The organism is Hymenobacter sp. 102, from assembly GCF_049949205.1.
Taxonomy (GTDB): domain Bacteria; phylum Bacteroidota; class Bacteroidia; order Cytophagales; family Hymenobacteraceae; genus Hymenobacter.
In genome coordinates, this window is sequence record NZ_CP188172.1 from 628176 (window position 1) to 645431 (window position 17256).

General features: G+C 59.8%; 10 protein-coding genes. 1 reads left to right on the forward strand and 9 read right to left on the reverse strand.

Translation table 11 applies throughout. From position 1 onward, the window contains the following. Positions 1-128: 128 nt before the first annotated feature. From ACN19L_RS02750 to ACN19L_RS02770, 5 genes are all read right to left on the reverse strand, one after another. Positions 129-1175, reverse strand: a complete 1047-nt coding sequence (locus ACN19L_RS02750; protein ID WP_426492020.1) for a hypothetical protein — start codon at positions 1173-1175, stop codon at positions 129-131. Positions 1176-2240: 1065 nt separating this feature from the next. Continuing rightward, a complete protein-coding gene (locus ACN19L_RS02755) occupies positions 2241-3383 on the reverse strand; it encodes a tetratricopeptide repeat protein (protein WP_426492021.1) in 1143 nt (380 codons plus the stop codon). Positions 3384-3470: 87 nt separating this feature from the next. Continuing rightward, on the reverse strand, positions 3471-6056 hold the full coding sequence (gyrA, locus tag ACN19L_RS02760; RefSeq protein ID WP_426492022.1) for a DNA gyrase subunit A: 2586 nt from the start codon (positions 6054-6056) through the stop codon (positions 3471-3473). 127 nt (positions 6057-6183) lie between these two features. Further along, entirely contained in the window at positions 6184-6426 is a 243-nt protein-coding gene (locus tag ACN19L_RS02765; RefSeq protein WP_426492023.1) for a hypothetical protein, read from the reverse strand. 16 nt (positions 6427-6442) lie between these two features. Beyond that, complete coding sequence (locus ACN19L_RS02770; RefSeq protein ID WP_426492024.1) at positions 6443-7129, reverse strand: HD domain-containing protein; 687 nt, start codon at positions 7127-7129, stop codon at positions 6443-6445. 216 nt (positions 7130-7345) lie between these two features. Here ACN19L_RS02770 and ACN19L_RS02775 point away from each other — a divergent pair, with 216 nt between their 5' ends. After that, positions 7346-8812: a L,D-transpeptidase family protein gene (locus ACN19L_RS02775; protein WP_426492025.1), complete on the forward strand. Its 1467-nt coding sequence runs from the start codon at positions 7346-7348 to the stop codon at positions 8810-8812. Between the two features lie 16 nt (positions 8813-8828). Here ACN19L_RS02775 and ACN19L_RS02780 read toward each other — a convergent pair whose 3' ends face one another. The 4 genes from ACN19L_RS02780 to ACN19L_RS02795 all read right to left on the reverse strand — a co-directional run bounded on the left by ACN19L_RS02780 (position 8829) and on the right by ACN19L_RS02795 (position 16677). After that, entirely contained in the window at positions 8829-10454 is a 1626-nt protein-coding gene (locus tag ACN19L_RS02780; protein WP_426492026.1) for a glycoside hydrolase, read from the reverse strand. A gap of 12 nt (positions 10455-10466) precedes the next feature. Continuing rightward, positions 10467-11933, reverse strand: coding sequence for an RICIN domain-containing protein (locus ACN19L_RS02785; RefSeq protein WP_426492027.1), 1467 nt, complete (start codon positions 11931-11933; stop codon positions 10467-10469). 87 nt (positions 11934-12020) lie between these two features. Then, complete coding sequence (locus tag ACN19L_RS02790) at positions 12021-13556, reverse strand: RagB/SusD family nutrient uptake outer membrane protein (protein ID WP_426492028.1); 1536 nt, start codon at positions 13554-13556, stop codon at positions 12021-12023. Positions 13557-13578: 22 nt separating this feature from the next. Then, positions 13579-16677 carry a SusC/RagA family TonB-linked outer membrane protein gene (locus tag ACN19L_RS02795; RefSeq protein WP_426492029.1) on the reverse strand — a complete coding sequence of 1033 codons (3099 nt, stop codon included), beginning with the start codon at positions 16675-16677 and terminating at the stop codon, positions 13579-13581. Positions 16678-17256 lie beyond the last annotated feature (579 nt).

The following is a 17256-nucleotide window of genomic DNA, read 5'->3' on the forward strand; positions in this document are numbered from 1 at the left end:
TATAAACCAACCGGTTTGTCTTGTATAAGCTGGATGCTGTAAAGCAGTAAGCCGTTGAGGGACGACGATATGATTACGTCGTCCCTCAACGGCTTATCTGTGTAATAAGGGGGCCAGAATTAGGAGAATCAGGAAGACAGGCGCCGACGGATCTGCTTCAGCAAAGCCTCAACCACCGCTAAATCATCCGCTTCCTGAATAGTGAGGTGGGTATCTAGTCCGGGGCCCTGAATGCGGATAGCGAATGTCAGTTCCGGCTCAACACCAGTGTCTCGGGGAACTGGCAGATGAGGTAAGGCCGTAGGCATCGGGAGGGCCACTGCTTGGCTTGGGCCGGCCGCGGTGGCAGGTTCTGCAGCAGTTGTGGGCGTGGAAGCCGGGGCGTGATGTGCGGAAACAGGTAGGGGTGGTACAAAGATGGCCTCCGGGCCGCTGAGGGGTACAGCTAGTTCATCGGCCACAGAGGGAGAGTCTTCCAGATCATCGGTATCCAACCCAAATAAACTCGACACAGCATCCAGAGTACGCGTTGGTGCGGGTACGGGAGGTATAAGAGTTACGGGGGAAGATATACTACCGGAGGAAATAGGAGCGGAGCCAGCACCCGATGTTACGGAAGGGGCACCCGTGCCTCCCCGGAACAGATTAGGAGGCATTTCACCGCTACTTAATTCCTTGCGTGGTGTCTGCTGGGCAGCCAGCTGATCAATGTCGGCAATGATGTTGTTCTCGTCGAGAATACCAGCCATTCGGGCCCCATCAAGGAAGGCTTTGGCAACACTCTGAGCATTTATCTCTTCAACTCCAAACTCCCGAATGAGCATTACATCAAACATGTGCACCGGTAGTTCCCGGTTGCGGAATTTGCGACAAATCTGGTTGAACATCGGCGGATGCAAAAAGGCCTCCCGGTGGTATATGCGTTCTTCCTGTTTGTCATAAGCATGCTTTATCCGGCGAAACAGGTTCGTAGTTGTCAGGAACTCCCGTTTGCTGGTAAGCAAACCGAATTTAACGGCAGAGCCAATGATGGCCTTAAATGAGCCACTGACTTTTCGGTTCAATTTACGAGCAGCAGTATCGATGGCGCACTTGCCACCAGTATCGTCAACTACTTCAGCTACTTCCCAAGCACCAGCATAAGAGGTGCGGGGATAGTCAATAGTCTTTGGCATAAAAAGAAGTGGAGGATGGAGAAGTAAATATAAAGAGTAGAAAAATAAACACAAAGAATAAAAGTACAAAAAAGTAGTATAAAGTATATAAAAGTAAAACTATTTATAACTTTTTGTACTTTTATGTACTTTTAATGCCTATGCTTTATAATTCTCTTCCTTATTGCTTTAACAGTACCATTATTAATTTAAATACCCTCTTTTTATTTATCCGGGTCGGGACGGGCAGCTAGACTCCTGTCGGGGCCTGTATTGGCCCCGTTACGCTCATATCTCGGATTATTATAGAAGAGTTGCCACTCCAAGAAAAGTCTGCCCATATGGCTTATATACAGCGTTACCAGACCTTGATTTCATATAGCACTTTCTCGGAAGTCGGCATGCGTGACTTCACAACAGTAAGGCAGAATAGGAGAGTGGCCCGTTTTATAGTTCCTAATCCATGAACTACCCTGATGCAAATCACCCATCAGTAATAGGCTTAATTAGAAGAAACTCATTAAAGTCAGCCACAGTGAGCATGAACAATTCATAACAGAATAGCAGGACCCAATTTGCGCAACTCCAGATGCGGGATGCTTCGAACTCGCTTACATAACAGGTTTAGGTCATCTTCAAAGTAACCGCCCGGATGGTCTGGCAACAATCCGCACAACGTTCTAAGGAACTTCAGCTGCTTAAGCTATATCAAGTGACTATTCAGAAATGGATTCTTTTTAAGACGACTCATTAAAGCAGGGCGCGGGGCGAAGCTTCCAGCTCCAACGAACAGGACGCTATGCCATGGATATGAAACGCGACAGCATATAAGTGACTTTTGAGAAAAGCAACAACACTCCTGGCTAACGCACCACGAAGACCCAAAGACTATTTGGTTGTAGAACACGAACACCACCACACAGTGAAACCAGAGAACAACTTATGAAGAGTCATTTCCTAGCGTATTTTATTGTCTTATAATTTATATTATGTTAAGTAATATTTCACAATATAGGCCGGACATACTATCCGGCCTATAAAGCAATTAGTAGATGCTCCCCTCTTGGAGAACTTTACCTACAGTGCTTATTTTTTGGAGGCATCCAGTTTAGCAGCCATTCGTTCAGCGTCAGCCGTGCGACCTACCCGCAGGTATGCTTTCTGCAGAGAAGAAATTGATGAACGATCATCCGGTTGAATCTGGACGGCTTTTTCAAAATACGGAATGGCTTCCTGGAACCACTTCTTTCCATCAGCCTCAAACTTCTTACCGCTTTTCTGATATTCGGCCAAGCTCATTTTGCTGGCTTTGGTGAACAGATCAGCGCCCTTGTTATAGTTGTACACCCCAAGGTTAAAGTTTGCGTCAAAATTATTCGGCTCTACCTCAACCGCCTTTTTGTAGGCCTCCATTGCTTGAGCCGACTGCTTGGTGGCGTCCAACAGCCCACCTTTTACGGCGTAAAGGTTGGCATTCTTAGGATCCGCCGCAATGGCAGCGTCAATTTTGGCCAGGGCCTGAGCACTACGCCCAGCGCTGATATCCATATTCAGCTCCTCCAGCATGAATCCCTTGTTAGAGGGAAACGCCGCCCGGGCATCCTGCACAACTTTCAAAGCAGCTGCATCATCCTTTTCCTGACGGGCAATCTGCAGCAGACGGCCATACATCTGGGGCGACTTGTAGCCAATGCCCTGCAGCTTGCCGTACATTTCCTTGGCGCCAGTGAAGTCCTGGTTGGCCTCCGCAGCATACGCCGCGTACAGATAGGCCGTTGAATCCTGAGGACGGATCTGCTGAGCCATTTTATACGAGTCAATCGCCTTGGCGAAATCCTTGCCGTTGTAGCTTTCCACTCCGGAGTTCAAGGTCAGACCGTACAGGCCGTCGAGCTTGGCCGTGGCCATTTTGCCGTACTCGCTGTCTTTACCTTCCAGGCTTACGGCCTTGGAGTACGACTCGAAAGCCGTTTTGGTAGCCTCCGTGGCGGGCATCGTTTTGCCGTAGATGGGGCTGGCTACAATGCCTTCGTAGATTTCACCCCGGGTGTACCAGGTTTTGGCTTTACCCTGGGTCTTCTCGTGGGTGATGGCCTTGTCGATTTCCGTGCGGGCTTTATCCAGCGTGCCTTGCTTCTGATACAGAATGGCATTCGTTACGGCAGAATTCTGAGCGGAGGCCGTGTGCAGGGCCGCCGCTGCTACGAGCGTCAAAACAAGCTTCTTCATGGGAGTTTTGCTGAAGAATTACAGGTGTAAGTGAAAGGAATTGCAAGACAAACGGCAGAACCCGTTTCCGAGTTCTGCCGCCGCAAGTTAATTAGCACTGATGAAATCCGGGTCCGTCAGGTCGTTGAGGTCGGTGTCCGGGGTGGCGGAATGCTCCTCCCCGTCCGGACCGGATCCGTTGGTTTCCCCGGGCAGCAAGTCCAGTTCCGACTCGGCGTCCTTTTCCTCGGTCGCCACTTTCGCCACGGAGGAAATCTCGTCGCCGGAGCTGATTTTCAGCAGCCGCACGCCCTGGGTAGCCCGCCCGATGCTGCGCAGCTCGCTCATCCGCAGGCGGATGGTAATGCCCGACTTGTTGATGATCATCAGGTCGTCGGCGTCGTTGACGGCCTTAATGGTCACCAGCTGCCCGGTTTTGTCCGTCAGCTTCATGGCGCGCACGCCTTTGCCGCCGCGGTTGGTGATGCGGTATTCCTCCAGCGGGCTGCGCTTGCCGTAGCCGTTTTCGGAAACTACCAGCAGCTCATCCTGGCTGTCCTTGTCGATGCACACCATGCCCACTACCCGGTCGTCGGCCATTTCCTCCGACAAGGTGATACCGCGCACCCCGGCGGCCGTGCGGCCCATGGAGCGCACTTTCTCCTCGGGAAAGCGCACGGCCCGACCGGAACGTAGGGCTAGTACCACCTCGGAGTTGCCGTTGAGCAGTTGCACGTCGAGCAGCCGGTCGCCCTCGTTGATGGTAATGGCGTTGATGCCGGCGGTACGGGGCCGCGAGTAGGCCTCCAGCGGGGTTTTCTTCACGGTGCCCTGCTCGGTGCAGAACATCAGGAAGGTATTGTCGAGGTAGTCCGGGTCGCGCAGGCCGCGCACGTTCAGCACGGAGCGCACCGAGTCTTCGCGGGGAATTTCGATGAGGTTTTGAATGGGCCGGCCCTTGGTGTTCTTGCCGCCTTCGGGCACTTCGTACACTTTCAGCCAAAACACACGGCCGGCTTCGGTGAAGAACAGCAGGTACTCGTGAGTGGTGGCCACGAACAGGTGCTCCGTGAAGTCGTCCTGCTTGGAAGCGGCCCCGCGGGCCCCTACTCCTCCCCGACCCTGCGCCCTGTACTCATCCAGCGCGGTGCGCTTGATATAGCCCTCACGGGAGATGGTAATCACCATGCTCTCGTCGGCAATCATATCCTCCATCGAGAAGTCGCCGCCGGCGTACTCGATGCTGGTGCGACGGGCGTCACCGTAACGGTCCTTGATATCTACGAGCTCCTGGCGGATGATGTCGCGCTGCATGTCCTCGGAAGCCAGTACCGCCTTGAGGTGGTCAATGAGCTGCATCAGGTCGTTATATTCCTGCACCAGCTTATCGCGCTCCAGGCCCGTGAGGCGCTGCAGACGCATATCCAGGATGGCGCGGGCCTGCACCTCACTCAACGAGAACCGCTCAATCAGCTGGGCGCGGGCCACGTCTCCGTCGCGGGACGCGCGGATCAGGGCAATTACTTCGTCGAGGTGGTCGAGGGCAATCAGCAGGCCTTCCAGGATGTGGGCGCGCTTCTGGGCTTCGGCCAGCTCGTAGCGGGTGCGGCGCACCACCACGTCGGCCCGGTGCTCCACGAAGTGGTGGATCAGATCCTTGAGGTTGAGCGTCATGGGGCGGCCTTTCACCAGGGCCACGTTGTTCACGCCGAAGGACGACTGCAGCTGGGTGTACTTGAACAGGTTGTTCAGCACCACCGTAGGCATGGCGTCGCGCTTCAGGTCGTACACAATGCGCATCCCGTCCCGGTCCGATTCGTCGCGCAAATCGGCAATGCCCTCGATTTTCTTCTCGTTGATGAGGCCGGCGGTTTTCTCAATCATCGAGGCCTTGTTCACCATGTAGGGAATTTCGGTCACGACAATCTGCTCCTTGCCGGAAGCGGTGGTTTCGAAGTGGGCTTTGGCGCGCATTACCACCCGGCCGCGGCCGGTTTCGAAGGCCTGTTTCACGCCCTCGTAGCCGTAGATGATGCCGCCGGTGGGAAAGTCAGGAGCCGTTACGTGCTCCATCAGCTCGGCAATGGTGATGTCGGGGTTGGCCAAGTAGGCCACGATGCCGTCCACTACCTCGGTGAGGTTGTGGGGGGCCATGTTGGTGGCCATGCCCACGGCAATACCAGTGGTGCCATTAACCAGCAGGTTCGGGAACTTGGCCGGCATCACCGACGGCTCCTCCAGGGAGTCGTCGAAGTTGGGCTGGAAGTCCACGGTTTCCTTGTCCAGGTCGCCCAGCATTTCGTCGGCCAGGCGCTTGAGGCGGGCTTCAGTGTAACGCATAGCGGCCGGTGAGTCGCCGTCGATGCTGCCGAAGTTCCCCTGACCATCAACCAGCGGATAGCGCAGGCTCCAGTCCTGGGCCATACGCACCATGGTGTCGTACACCGAGGAGTCGCCGTGGGGGTGGTACTTTCCGAGCACCTCCCCCACGATACGGGCACTCTTCTTATAGGATTTGTTGTAGGATACGCCCAGCTCGGACATACCGTAGAGTACGCGCCGGTGCACGGGTTTGAGGCCGTCGCGCACATCGGGCAGGGCCCGGGAGATGATAACCGACATCGAGTAGTCGATGTAGGCCCCACGCATCTCATCTTCAATGTTTATCGGAATGATCTTTTCGCCTTCCGCCATAGGGAGCATGTAGTCGGCCGGGGCGCTCCGCAAAAAGGAGCTTCCAGGCCCGTGAGAGTGAACTTCGTTAAGCCTGCAAGATAGGCATAAAAACCCGCTTTACCTAGCTAAAAACCCAATTTCGGGCCTATTTCAGGGTCTTACTCCGGTCGTTGGAATGCTTGCCGGTTTCCTGCTTGTGCACCTTGATTTTTTCGCCGATGGCCGGGTTCTGCTTCTTCCACAGCGGCTGCCCGCGAAACTTGTTGCCGCCGTGCAGGTGCACCTTGCGGGTGTGGCAGGACTCAATGGGACAGGTGCGGCAGGAGCTTACCAGCAGCAGCCCCAACACCGGCAGCAGCAGCCGGGAAAACGGAAGAGAAAAACGCATGGGGTAAAGATAGGAATTAGCGGTGGGCCACGTCCTGCCCGTCCCACTCACGCAGAAACTGCGCGAGAAACTGCTCCATGAAGCCGTGGCGCTCCTCAGCTACCCGGCGGGCGGCGGGGGTATTGAGCCGCTCGCGCAGGTGCAGCAGCTTCTCGTAGAAGTGGTTGATGGTGGGCGCCGTGTTCTGCTTGTAGCTCTCGAAGGTGGCGTGCGTGACGGGCGGTACGGCGGGGTCGTGCAGGGGCCGGCCTTTGTGCCCCCCGTAGGCAAAGGCCCGGGCCACCCCAATGGCCCCGATGGCGTCGAGGCGGTCGGCATCCTGCACCAGCTCGCCCTCAATGGAACTCATGGGCGTGGCCACCCCCAGGCCCTTGAAGCTGATTTCGCGGATGATGGCTTCTACCCGCGCAATGACCTCCGACGGGGCCTGCTGGCTTTCCAGCCACTGCCGGGCCGCCCGGGGCCCGGCCTCCTCATCACCGTCGTGGAACTTCCAGTCGGCCACGTCGTGCAGCAGCGCACCCAGCTCCGTCACCAGCGCATCGGCCCCGGGCGTACCCTGCGCCAGCCCACGGGCCACCAGCCACACCCGGCGGATGTGGGCCCAGTCGTGGCCGGAGCCTTCGTGCAGGAATTTTTCGCGGATAAACTCGGCGGTGCGCGTAATCAGGGGGTGCTCAGTAGGAAAAGCAGTTGTAGGCATAGCTGCAGCAAGACAAAATCAGGAATGGACCTGCAATGATACTTCGTTCGGAGAGGCCCGCCAGCCGAAAACTGTCCATTACTAGGATTTACCTTATTTTTTACCGAAATTATTCCAGTAATTCCCTTTCTCGCTCATTTCAACCGAACTACCTCCGACGCCTATGTAACTACCCTTTACTGCCAGCATTTTCCCAAACTTCTGACCATTACCCCTATGAACTGGTTGAGAAGCATGGTGCGGTCTGCCGTTTTTATTGTTCTACTCACTGGCTGCGCGTTATCCGGAGTTGCTACCCCCGGCGAACATAGTGAGGAAACTGTATCGGCCGCTGTCCGGACGGCCCGGGCTTCTTTGCGGAGCCTGCTGGACACCCACGAGCGGGGCCCCACAGCAACCTACCAGGCTCTTGGCCTGGGCGGCGGGGCCGCAGCACCCACGTTTTACGCCCGATGCAATTTCACCACCCATTGGGTGGAGGAAACCGGGTGGAATCCGCAGGCCCGGCAGGCCCTGAAGCTGTTGAGCCGGGCCGCCGATGTGGGACTGGCCCCCAGCCGCTACGCCGAGCCTACGCTGCAACACCTCCCTGATTCACTGGCCCGGGCCAACGGCCCCCGGCGGGGGCTGCAGCTGGCCGTGTCTGAGCTGCGCCTGACTGATGCCCTGCTACAGTACCTGCTGCACGTACAGCGGGGGCAGCTGCAGCCGCACACGCTCACTCCCATAGCCCCGCCAGACAGCGTTACGGCCCGGCTGGTTGCCGACCAGCTCCGGCAGGCCCTGCAGGCACCCGAGCTAGTACCGGCCCTGTTGCGGTACCAGCCCCCCAGCCGTAGTTACCGTCTTCTGCAACAAAGCTGGGTCCACTTACTGCATGCCACTCCCCAGGATTCAGCCCGGTTGATGCAGGATACTACGGCTGGATTCCGTCGGGTGGCAGTTAACCTGGAACGGCTACGCTGGGAGCCAGTCCCTGATTCGGAATATGCCGTGGTAAACATTCCGGCCTACCGGCTGCAGCTGATCCGCAACGGTCAGGTACTACGCACCCACCGGGTAATTGTGGGCAAGCCCGAAACGCCTACCCCCGTGCTACGGGGCCGGATTGGCGTGTTTGTAATAGCCCCCGAGTGGCGCGTGCCGTACAGCATTGCCGTCCGGGAATTTCTGCCGGAACTGCAGCAGGATCCGGGCTTTCTCGCCGACCACCACTACCGCCTCTACGACTGGCGGGGCAACCGGGTAAATCCCTGGCGGGTCAACTGGCAACGCGTAACACCGGAAAAGTTTCCCTACAGCATCCGGCAGCAGGCCGGCTCGTTCAATGCGTTGGGGAACGTGGTATTCTACTTTCCGAATCAGCAGACAGTATTCCTGCACGATACGCCCGCCCGCAGCGCCTTCTCCCGCCCTGAGCGGGCCCTAAGCCACGGTTGCGTACGGGTGGACAAGCCCTTACACCTGGCCGAGTATCTGCTGCGGCGGGAAAACCGGGCTGGCGAGCTGACGGCCATGTACCAGCACGTCCGGCAGCACGAAAAACAACGCATCAACCTGGTCCGGCCCCTGCCCATTTACCTGCAGTACCTGACCTGTGAGACAGATAAAGGTCAACTGCTTTTTCTGGCCGATATTTATCAGTTGGATACTGCACTGGCTAACGCTCTGTTTACTTACTGAACCGGCGCGTACTAGCTCAACGCAGACTGCTCACCAAGGTGGTAACGGACTGCGGCTCCACGTGCAATGAGGTACCGGTGGGTACGGTAGCACTAGGCGCCAGGTCGGAGGTAGCGGAGGTAACGTATGTTTGGCCGCGGCTAAGGGGTTTGCCAGCTACTTCCAGGCGCAGGTTGGCGGCGGTAGCAGCAGGGTTCACCACCACCGTAATCAGCTGGCGGCCGTTGGGACTACGGTAGGCCGATACAAGAGGACCATTAGCTGGTGCGCCTTCGAGCGTGGCGGTGAGGCGTACGGCCCCGGGGCGCACGAAGCGGCTGTAGTTGCCCAGCACCCACAGCATTTTGCTGGAGTGGTAGTTGCCGTCGGTCTTGTTTTTATCCACGTACACCAGTCCGTCCTTATAATCGTAGGGTGACACGGCCAGCCACCACTGCCACGCCGTGGCGTTAGCCACCGTGAGGTCGGTGTGGATTACGCGGGCCAGGTATAGGGCAGCCGTCATGCCCAAATCACGCGGGCCGCCGTTGATTTCGCCCGCATTATCACCCAGAATGCAGTATTCCGACTGCCAGAACGCCAGCCCCGGCAGGGCGGCTACCTGAGCTGCCAGCTGCTCCCGCGTGGCCACGGCCGCCGTTTGGGGCGAGGTGGTGAAGTAGCTATGCCCGGCTACGATGCGCGCCACCCGGGGCGTATTGCCCAGGTAGGTCTGTGCCGTGGTATTGCCGAAGAAAGCGGCAATCTGGCTACCCTGCTCGGGTTTATCGGCGGGGCCAGTGAGGTAGTCGAGCTTGCCGGCTTCGGTGATGAGTACTTGGGTGGGCAGCTTGCTGGCCTGCAGCTTCGGGCCCAGCGCCCGGGCAATGCCGCTGATGTCATCGTTGCGGAAGGGCGTGCCTTCCTGGCCTCCGTCGCTCCAGTCCCACTGGGGCTCGTTCACGGGGCTGAGGTACTGAAAGGTGATGCCCGTTTTCTGGCGCAGGCCTTCCAGCACCCGCACGCAGTAATCGGCCAGGGCGGCCTGGCGCCCGGGGGCCAGATTGGGCTGCTTGGCGGTGGCGTAGGCTTTGCCGTTGCGGGTGAGGCTCACGGGCGGGCTGTTCAGGAAACCCAGGAACTGCTCCACGCCCCGCTTCCGGGCGGCTTCCAGAAACCAGCGCTGCCCGGCCAGGCGGTTCCAGTCGTAGGTGCCGGCTGGGGTTAGGAACGATTCTGCCCGCCGCCACTCATCCTTGATGCCGCTTTGCTCGCCCTGCTCGGCGCTACCCGCCCCCAGGTTGAAGCGCCACATCGAGAGGCCAATACCCCGGGGCTGCCCGCCGGGGCCGGTGGCAGTGCTGAACAGCAAATCGGCAATGGCCTCTTTCTTAGCCGTTGGCCAGTTGCCCACAAACTGGCAGGCCCAGGCATCGGAAGCGGCGAAGTTAGCAATGATTTGCCGGGGCTGGCCAGGCTCGATGCGGACGGTATAGGTGGGCACCGACTGACTGTAGGCCGGCTGCGCCAGCAGCCACAAGCTACCGAATACGCCCGCCGCCAGCCCGCGGACCTGTTGCATGGAAAAGATGGACATAGAACGGAAAGCGGCGGCCACTACTAACTCGGTAGCAGCCGCCGATAAGGTGGAAAGGGAAAGCACAAAGAAAAGTGGTTACTGCTGCCACACCAGCCACTGCTGGCCGGCGCTGTTGGTGCCGGCCGCCTGCATCACCCCCGCCGCCGTGGTGGTAGAAGCCCCGCTCCCATCCAGCACCTGGCCCGTGCTGCGGTTTTTGAGCGTATAGTAGCCGGCCTCGTTGGCCGTAAGCTGCCATTGCTGGGTTGGGGCGCTGTTATCGGGGTTTTGCACTACCATGGTGGTAGTCACGTCGAGCAGTTGGTCGCTGTTGCGGTTTTTGAGCGTGTAGTAGCTGCCGGCCGAGGTGAGCTGCCACTGCTGGTTGGCCGCGCCGTTGGAGTACCACTGCACCACGGGGGCCATGGGCTGCTTGCTGGCCCCGTTCACATCGGCCACTTGGCCGCTGCTGCGGTTGATGAGGCGGTAGTAGGCAGTGGGAAACAGCTGATTGGTGCCGCCCAGGCCCTCGCCCCAGGCAAACTGCACCCGGCCCAGGCCCGAGCCGTTAGTCACGGTGGTGTTGGTGCCGTCGAACTGCAGCAGGCTGTACTGGTCGCCGCTGCGCAGGCCGGGCCAGTACACGCTGGCAATGTTATGCTGGCGGCAGTAGTTGCTCACGCCCAGCACGTAGGCCTTCTTCACGTCGTTATCAATGGCCGAATAGTAGTTCACGCCGGTGGTCATGAACGCGCCCCATTCGGTAAAAACCGTGCGGCTGGCGTTGTTGCCCAGCTTGCTGGCAAACACGGCCTCCCAGCCCGCCGCCGTGGTGGCGGGGCTGTTGTAGAAGAAGTCGTAGAGGTGCAGGGAGAGCAGGCAGTTACTGAAGCGCGTATCGGCACCCAGCTTGGTCAGGTCCTCGGAGTAGCCGGTGCCGCCCAGCAGCACCCGGTTCTGGGGCACGGCCGGAAAGCGGCTCAGCCAATCGGCGTACAGGGTGCCCAGCTCGGCGAGGGAGTAGCCGTAGGGCTCGTTGAACACCTCGAAGTACACCTTGGGGTTGGTGCCGTACTTGCCCACTACCGTTTGCCACATGCTGATGAACTGCGTCGGGTCGTCCACGCGGCCGTCGCGGCGGGAGCTGCTTTCCCAGCAGGCCAGAATCACCTTTATGTTCTTGGCCAGGGCTTGGTCGATGGCGCCGGTGTAGGCTTCCCAGGTAGCGCCGGTGGCCGTGGCCGGGTTGATGGGCAGGCGCACGGTGTTGGCCCCGGTGCTGCCCTGCAGGCCACTGATAATCTTGGCCGATTTGGTTTGCACGGTGGCGTAAGTGTCGCCGGCCTGCAGGCCCGAGAGCACCAGGGCATCGTCCACGAAATTGTCGCGGGGGTCGGCCCAGTTGAGGCCGGCAATGTTGCCCGCGCCCAGCCCGGCGGCCAGCACGGGCTCCACGGTAACGGGCGGAACCGGATCAGGGTCCTGCGTTTTGGAGCCACAGCCGGCCAGCGCCAGCAGCAGGGCCCCGGCCGCCAGGCGGGGCAGAATAACAGAACGAATCATGGGCATAAGCTCGTCAGGAAGAAGCCGGTAACAACCAAATGCCCGGCGCAGACTGGTCTGCGCCGGGCATTGAGCCTGTAAAATGGGTTAGTAACCGGGGTTCTGGGTTACCACGCCGCCCGAGAGCTGAATCTGGGGCGTGGGAATCGGGAACAGGTTGTTCTTCTCCGAAATCTGGTCCTTCACCTTGCCGCCGTCATACTGGTCGGTGTTGGTGCGCTGGGAAGCGTTGAAGGCCTGCATTACCTGCACCAGACGCTTCTGCCGCACCAGGTCGTAGTAGCGGTGGCCTTCCATGGCCAGCTCCAGGCGGCGCTCCAGCCAGATGTCGGCCAGCAGCTGCGCGCCGCCGGAAGTGCGGGGCAGCACGGTGCCGGGCTGCAAACGGTTGGCGCGGGCCCGCACCAGGTTCAGCGAGGTAAGGGCTTTGCTGTCCTGACCCAGGCGCTGCGAAGCCTCGGCGTGAATCAGCAGCAAATCGGGGTAGCGCATTTCGATGCGGTTAAGCGGGGAATGCTCCCGCTCGTTGGCCGGACGGTCGGCCAGGGGCACGAACATCTTGCGGCTGATGCGGCCCGACTCGTTTTCCGACGGTTTGGTGTCGTACTTGGAGTAGTCGAAGCTAGCCGTTTTCGGACCCACATTGTCGCCCTCCTTGATGATGGTCCACTTGCGGCGGGGGTCGTTGCCGAAGGCCTGCTCCAGGTTGCTGGTGGGCGTGTTGAAGCCCCAGCCGTTGTCGGCGCGGCTGCGCATCACCACCGTCAGGGCCGTACCCAGGTTGAAGGTTTGGTTGGCGTTGTAGTTCAGCTCGAAGATGGACTCGTTGCCGTTGTGGTTGTTCACGTTCCACACGTAGCTGAACTCATCGTTGAGGTTGTACTGGCCCGAGTTGATGACCTGCTCGGCAGCCTGCTGGCTGAGGGCCCACTGCTCCGTGAACAGGTAGGCCTTGGCCAGGTAGGAGTTGGCGGCACCTTTGGTAGCCCGGCCCTTCTCGCTGCTGGGGCGGGCGGCCTTCTCGGGCAGCGCGGCGGCGGCATCCTGCAAATCCTTGATGATCTGGGCGTAGCAGTCGGCGGTGCTGGCGCGCTGGATGGTAAGGGCCTGGCTCGGCGACACCGGCGTGAGCACCAGCGGAACCCCGCCGTAGCCCTTCACCAGCTCAAAATAGTTGTAGGCGCGCAGGAACTTCAGCTCACCCAGCAGCTGCTGCTTCAGGGTGGCATCAACGGGAGCCTTCTCTACTCCTACCAGCGCGGCGTTGCAGTTGCCGATGGCTTGGAAAATGAAGGTGTAGCGGTTATCGAACCACTCGTTGTTGGGCAGCCAGAAAAAGCGCGAGAAGTCGCCGAACTCGCGCTGGTCGCCGGCAATGGAATTGCCCTTCCAGGCGTCGTCGGAGCCGGCGTCGCCGAACATGCGGGTGCGGTCAATTTTCCACCAGTCGTCCTGGTCGGTGAGGGCGTAGCAGCCCATTACGGCCGCCTTGCACTCGTCGGCGTTGGTGTAGAAGTTGGCGGTCGTCTGCTGGCCGTTGGGCAGCTGGGTCAGGAAGTCTTCGCAGCTCTGCAGCGCGAGGCCCAGAGAAACCAGGCCCACATATAGACAGTATTTTTTCATGACAGGGAGCGGGTGGGAAGGGTTAGAACGTGATGTTGGCACCGGCCAGGAACGTGCGGTTGGTGGGGTAGTTGCCCAGGTCTACGCCGCGGTTCAGGGCAGAGGCCCCGTCGGTGTAGGAGCGGCCGTAGCCCAGCTCGGGGTCGAGGCCGCTGTACTTGGTGAAGGTGAACAGGTTCTGGCCGCTCACGTACAGGCGCAGGCTCTTCATGCGCATGGTGTTGGTGAGGCCGTTGCTGAAGGTGTAGCCCAGCTGCAGGTTCCGCACGCGAGCGTAGGAGCCGTTCTCCACGTAGAAGTTGGAGAAGCGCGTCAGGTTCTGGTTGTTGTCGTTGGCTACCACGCGCGGCACCGAGTTGCTGGTGCCTTCGCCGTGCCAGGCTTTGTCTTCGAGGCCGGCAATCTTGTTGTAGTTGTAGCTGCCCGAGTACCACCAGCCCTTGTTGGCATTTACGATGTCGTTGCCGAAGCTGCCCACCAGCGAGGCCTGCAGGTCGAAGCCCTTGTAGCCGGCCGTGAGGTTCACCCCAAAGGTCAGGTCCGGGAAGGGGTTGCCGATAAACTTCTGGTCGTTGGCGTCAATCTTTCCGTCGCCGTTCAGATCGGCAAAGCGGAAGTCGCCGGGCTTGGCGTTGGGCTGGATGGTTTGCCCGTTGGCCGCCTTGTAGTTGTCTACCTCGCCCTGATTCTGGAAGATGCCGCTGGTCTGGTAGCCGTAGAACGCGCCCACGTAGCCGCCTTCCTCGGTTTTGGAGGGCCGGCCGAAGATGGGCGTGTTGCCCGAGTAAATGGCCTGCCCGTTGGCCAGCTTGTCAATGCGGCTGATGGCGCGGGTACCGTTCACGCTCACGCCGTAGGTGAAATCACCGGCCGACTTGTTGTAGCCCACCGTGAAGTCGAAACCGTTGGTGTGCATGCTGCCCACGTTGGTGATGGGGCTGTTGTAGCCCGCGCCCACGTGGCCCGGAATGGCCTGGTACATCAGCATGTCGTAGGTGTTGCGGCGGAATACGTCGGCCGTTACCGTGAGCTGGTTGTTGAACAAGCCCAGGTCGGTACCCACGTTGTAGTCTTCCACCGTTTCCCACTTCACGTCGGTGTTGGGCACGTTGCTTTGCACCACGGCCACCTGCTGGGTGGCATCCACGCCGGTTACGTAGTAGGTTTTGGCCAGTGTGCCGATGAAGGCGGTGTTGCTGATGTTCTGGTTGCCTACGCGGCCCCAGCTGGCGCGCAGCTTCATGAAGTTCAGCGTCTCAAACGACTTCAGGAACGACTCATCCGACACCAGCCAGCCCACCGACAGCGAGGGGAACGTGCCCCAGCGGTTGTTGGCGGGGAACACCGAGGCCGCGTCGCGCCGCACGCTGACCGACAGCAGGTAGCGGCCTTTGTAGTCGTAGTTCACCCGCCCGATCAGCGAGGCAATGGTGTTCACGTAGTTGTTGCCGTAGGCCGCGTAGTTGGCCGTAGCGGCATCCAGGTAGCGCAGGCTGGGGTCGTTGCTGGGAATGGCCTGGCCCGAGCCCGACTGGGTGCGGTTGTCGAACTTCTCCAGCGTACCGGCGGCCAGGGCCGTGAAGTTGTGGTCGCCCAGCGTTTTGGTGTAGGTAAGCGTGTTGGTGTTGTTCCAGTAGATGCCCAGGTTGTGCTCCCGGGTTACGGAATTCACCAGGTTCTGCTCGTTGCCATCAATCTTGAAGAACGGGTAGAACGAGTCCCGCTCGTAGATGTTGGTGTTGGTGCCCACGCGGGTTTCCAGCACCAGCCCGTCGATGAACTCGTAGTTGGCGTACAGGTTGCCCACCACCGAGTAGTTGTTGCGCCGGTCGTCGTTGCGCTCCACTACGGCCAGCGGGTTGCCAATATCGGTAGGCGAAGCGCCGTAGTAGTCGTAGGGGTTGCCGGAGGTGCCGGGTACGCGGGCCTTCGTGATGGGGTCGTCGTTGAAGGCGTCGCGGAACAGGCTGCCGCTGTTCTGGTAGTGCTGGCCGGTGGTGGTGAGGGTCAGGTCCTGCCCCACTTTTAGTCGGCGGGCCGGCTGGTACTGCGTTTTCAGGCGCAGCGACAACCGGTCAAAATCCGAACCCTGAATCAGGCCCCGCTCCTTAAAGTAGCTCAGGCCCGTGGAGTACACCAGCTTGTCGCTGCCGCCCGAGAGGCCCAGCGAGTAGTTCTGGGTGATGCCGCGGCGGGAAATTTCCTTCCACCAGTCAGTGGTTTCGGTGAAGGAAGCCGGGTTCTGGTACACGGCCGGCAGGCCGGAGTTAGAAGCCGCCAGGTTCATCAGGCGGGCGTACTCGCTGGCCGAAGCCATATCGGGCACCCGCGTGGGGCTGGATACGCCGGTGGTGGCATCCACCGCAATAACCGACTCGCCCTTGGTGCCGGTTTTGGTGGTAATCAGGATAACGCCGTTGGCCGCGCGGGAGCCGTAGATGGCCGCCGAAGCCGCATCCTTCAGCACCGAAATGGTGGCAATATCCTTCGGGTTCAGAAAGTTGATGTTGTTTACCGGCAGGCCATCCACCACGTACAGCGGCGAGTTGCCGTTGATGGTCGAAATACCCCGGATCAGAATCTGGGGCGGAGTCCCCGGCTCCGAGCCCGCGCCCACTACCGTTACGCCGGCGGCCTTACCCTGCAGGGCCGAGCCTACGTCGCTCACCGTGAGCTTGGAGAGCTCCTTACCGGCCACCGTGGTTACGGCGTTGGTGACGGTGCGCTTTTCCTGGCTACCGTAGCCTACTACTACTGCTTCGCTCAGCAGCTGCGTATCGGGGCTGAGGGCCAGCGAGAAGGTTGATTGGTTGCCCACGGGCACCTCCTGCCGGGTGTAGCCGATGGAAGTAAATACCAAGGTGGGGTTGGCGGTACCGGCCGGAATTTGCAAAGAGAAATTCCCGTTCTGGTCGGTGGTGGTGCCTACGGAGGTGCCCTTCAGGATAACCGTTACGCCGGGCATACCGGCCCCTTTTTCGTCGCGTACGGTGCCACTCACGGGGCCGTCGGCCACCACGGCGGGGGCACTGGGTGTGCGTACCGCCCCGGCCGAAGCCAGCGTGGGGGCGGCCGCCAGCGGCAGCAAGGCACCGCAAAGCAAAATAGAAGTTCTCTGCATGATGTGGGAGGAAATTGTGGGCCGGCGGGGCAGCCCGTGAGGGAGGGAAGTAGTAGCGGGAGTAAGTGGTTACTGGACTCCAGAGAGTGGCCGCAACCGGGGCCGTTGTAAGCTGGGGTAAAACTAGCGGGTGGTTACGCCCAAATCGGGCGGTATTTCGGGCTATAAGGGGGCACAGATTCGCCACTCCCCCGGCTGGCTGCCCTCTGACGAACGGCTGCTCCCTCTTACCTAATTGCCAGCACCAACATCACCCCGCTGCCGGTAGCTGCCGGCCGAACTTCCCTGTCAACTGCCCCCACCCCGCGGCCGCCAGTAGCCTGCCGCCCGACAGAACAGTATTCCGGACGGTACAGCTACCACCCCATCATACTATTAGGAGTTGCCTGGCCCCCGGCGCCACCCACCGGGGGCCAGGTGTAGCGCCGCCCCGGGAGGCCAGCCACACCTGGCGATTCGAGGCGCGGCGCTACACCTGGCCCTCACCTATTCAAGTCAGCCCCCCCCGATTTGACGGATTTACCGCCCATTATCGCAGGATTTGGAACGCCCCCGGGCTTGCACCGGCCGCTACCTTTG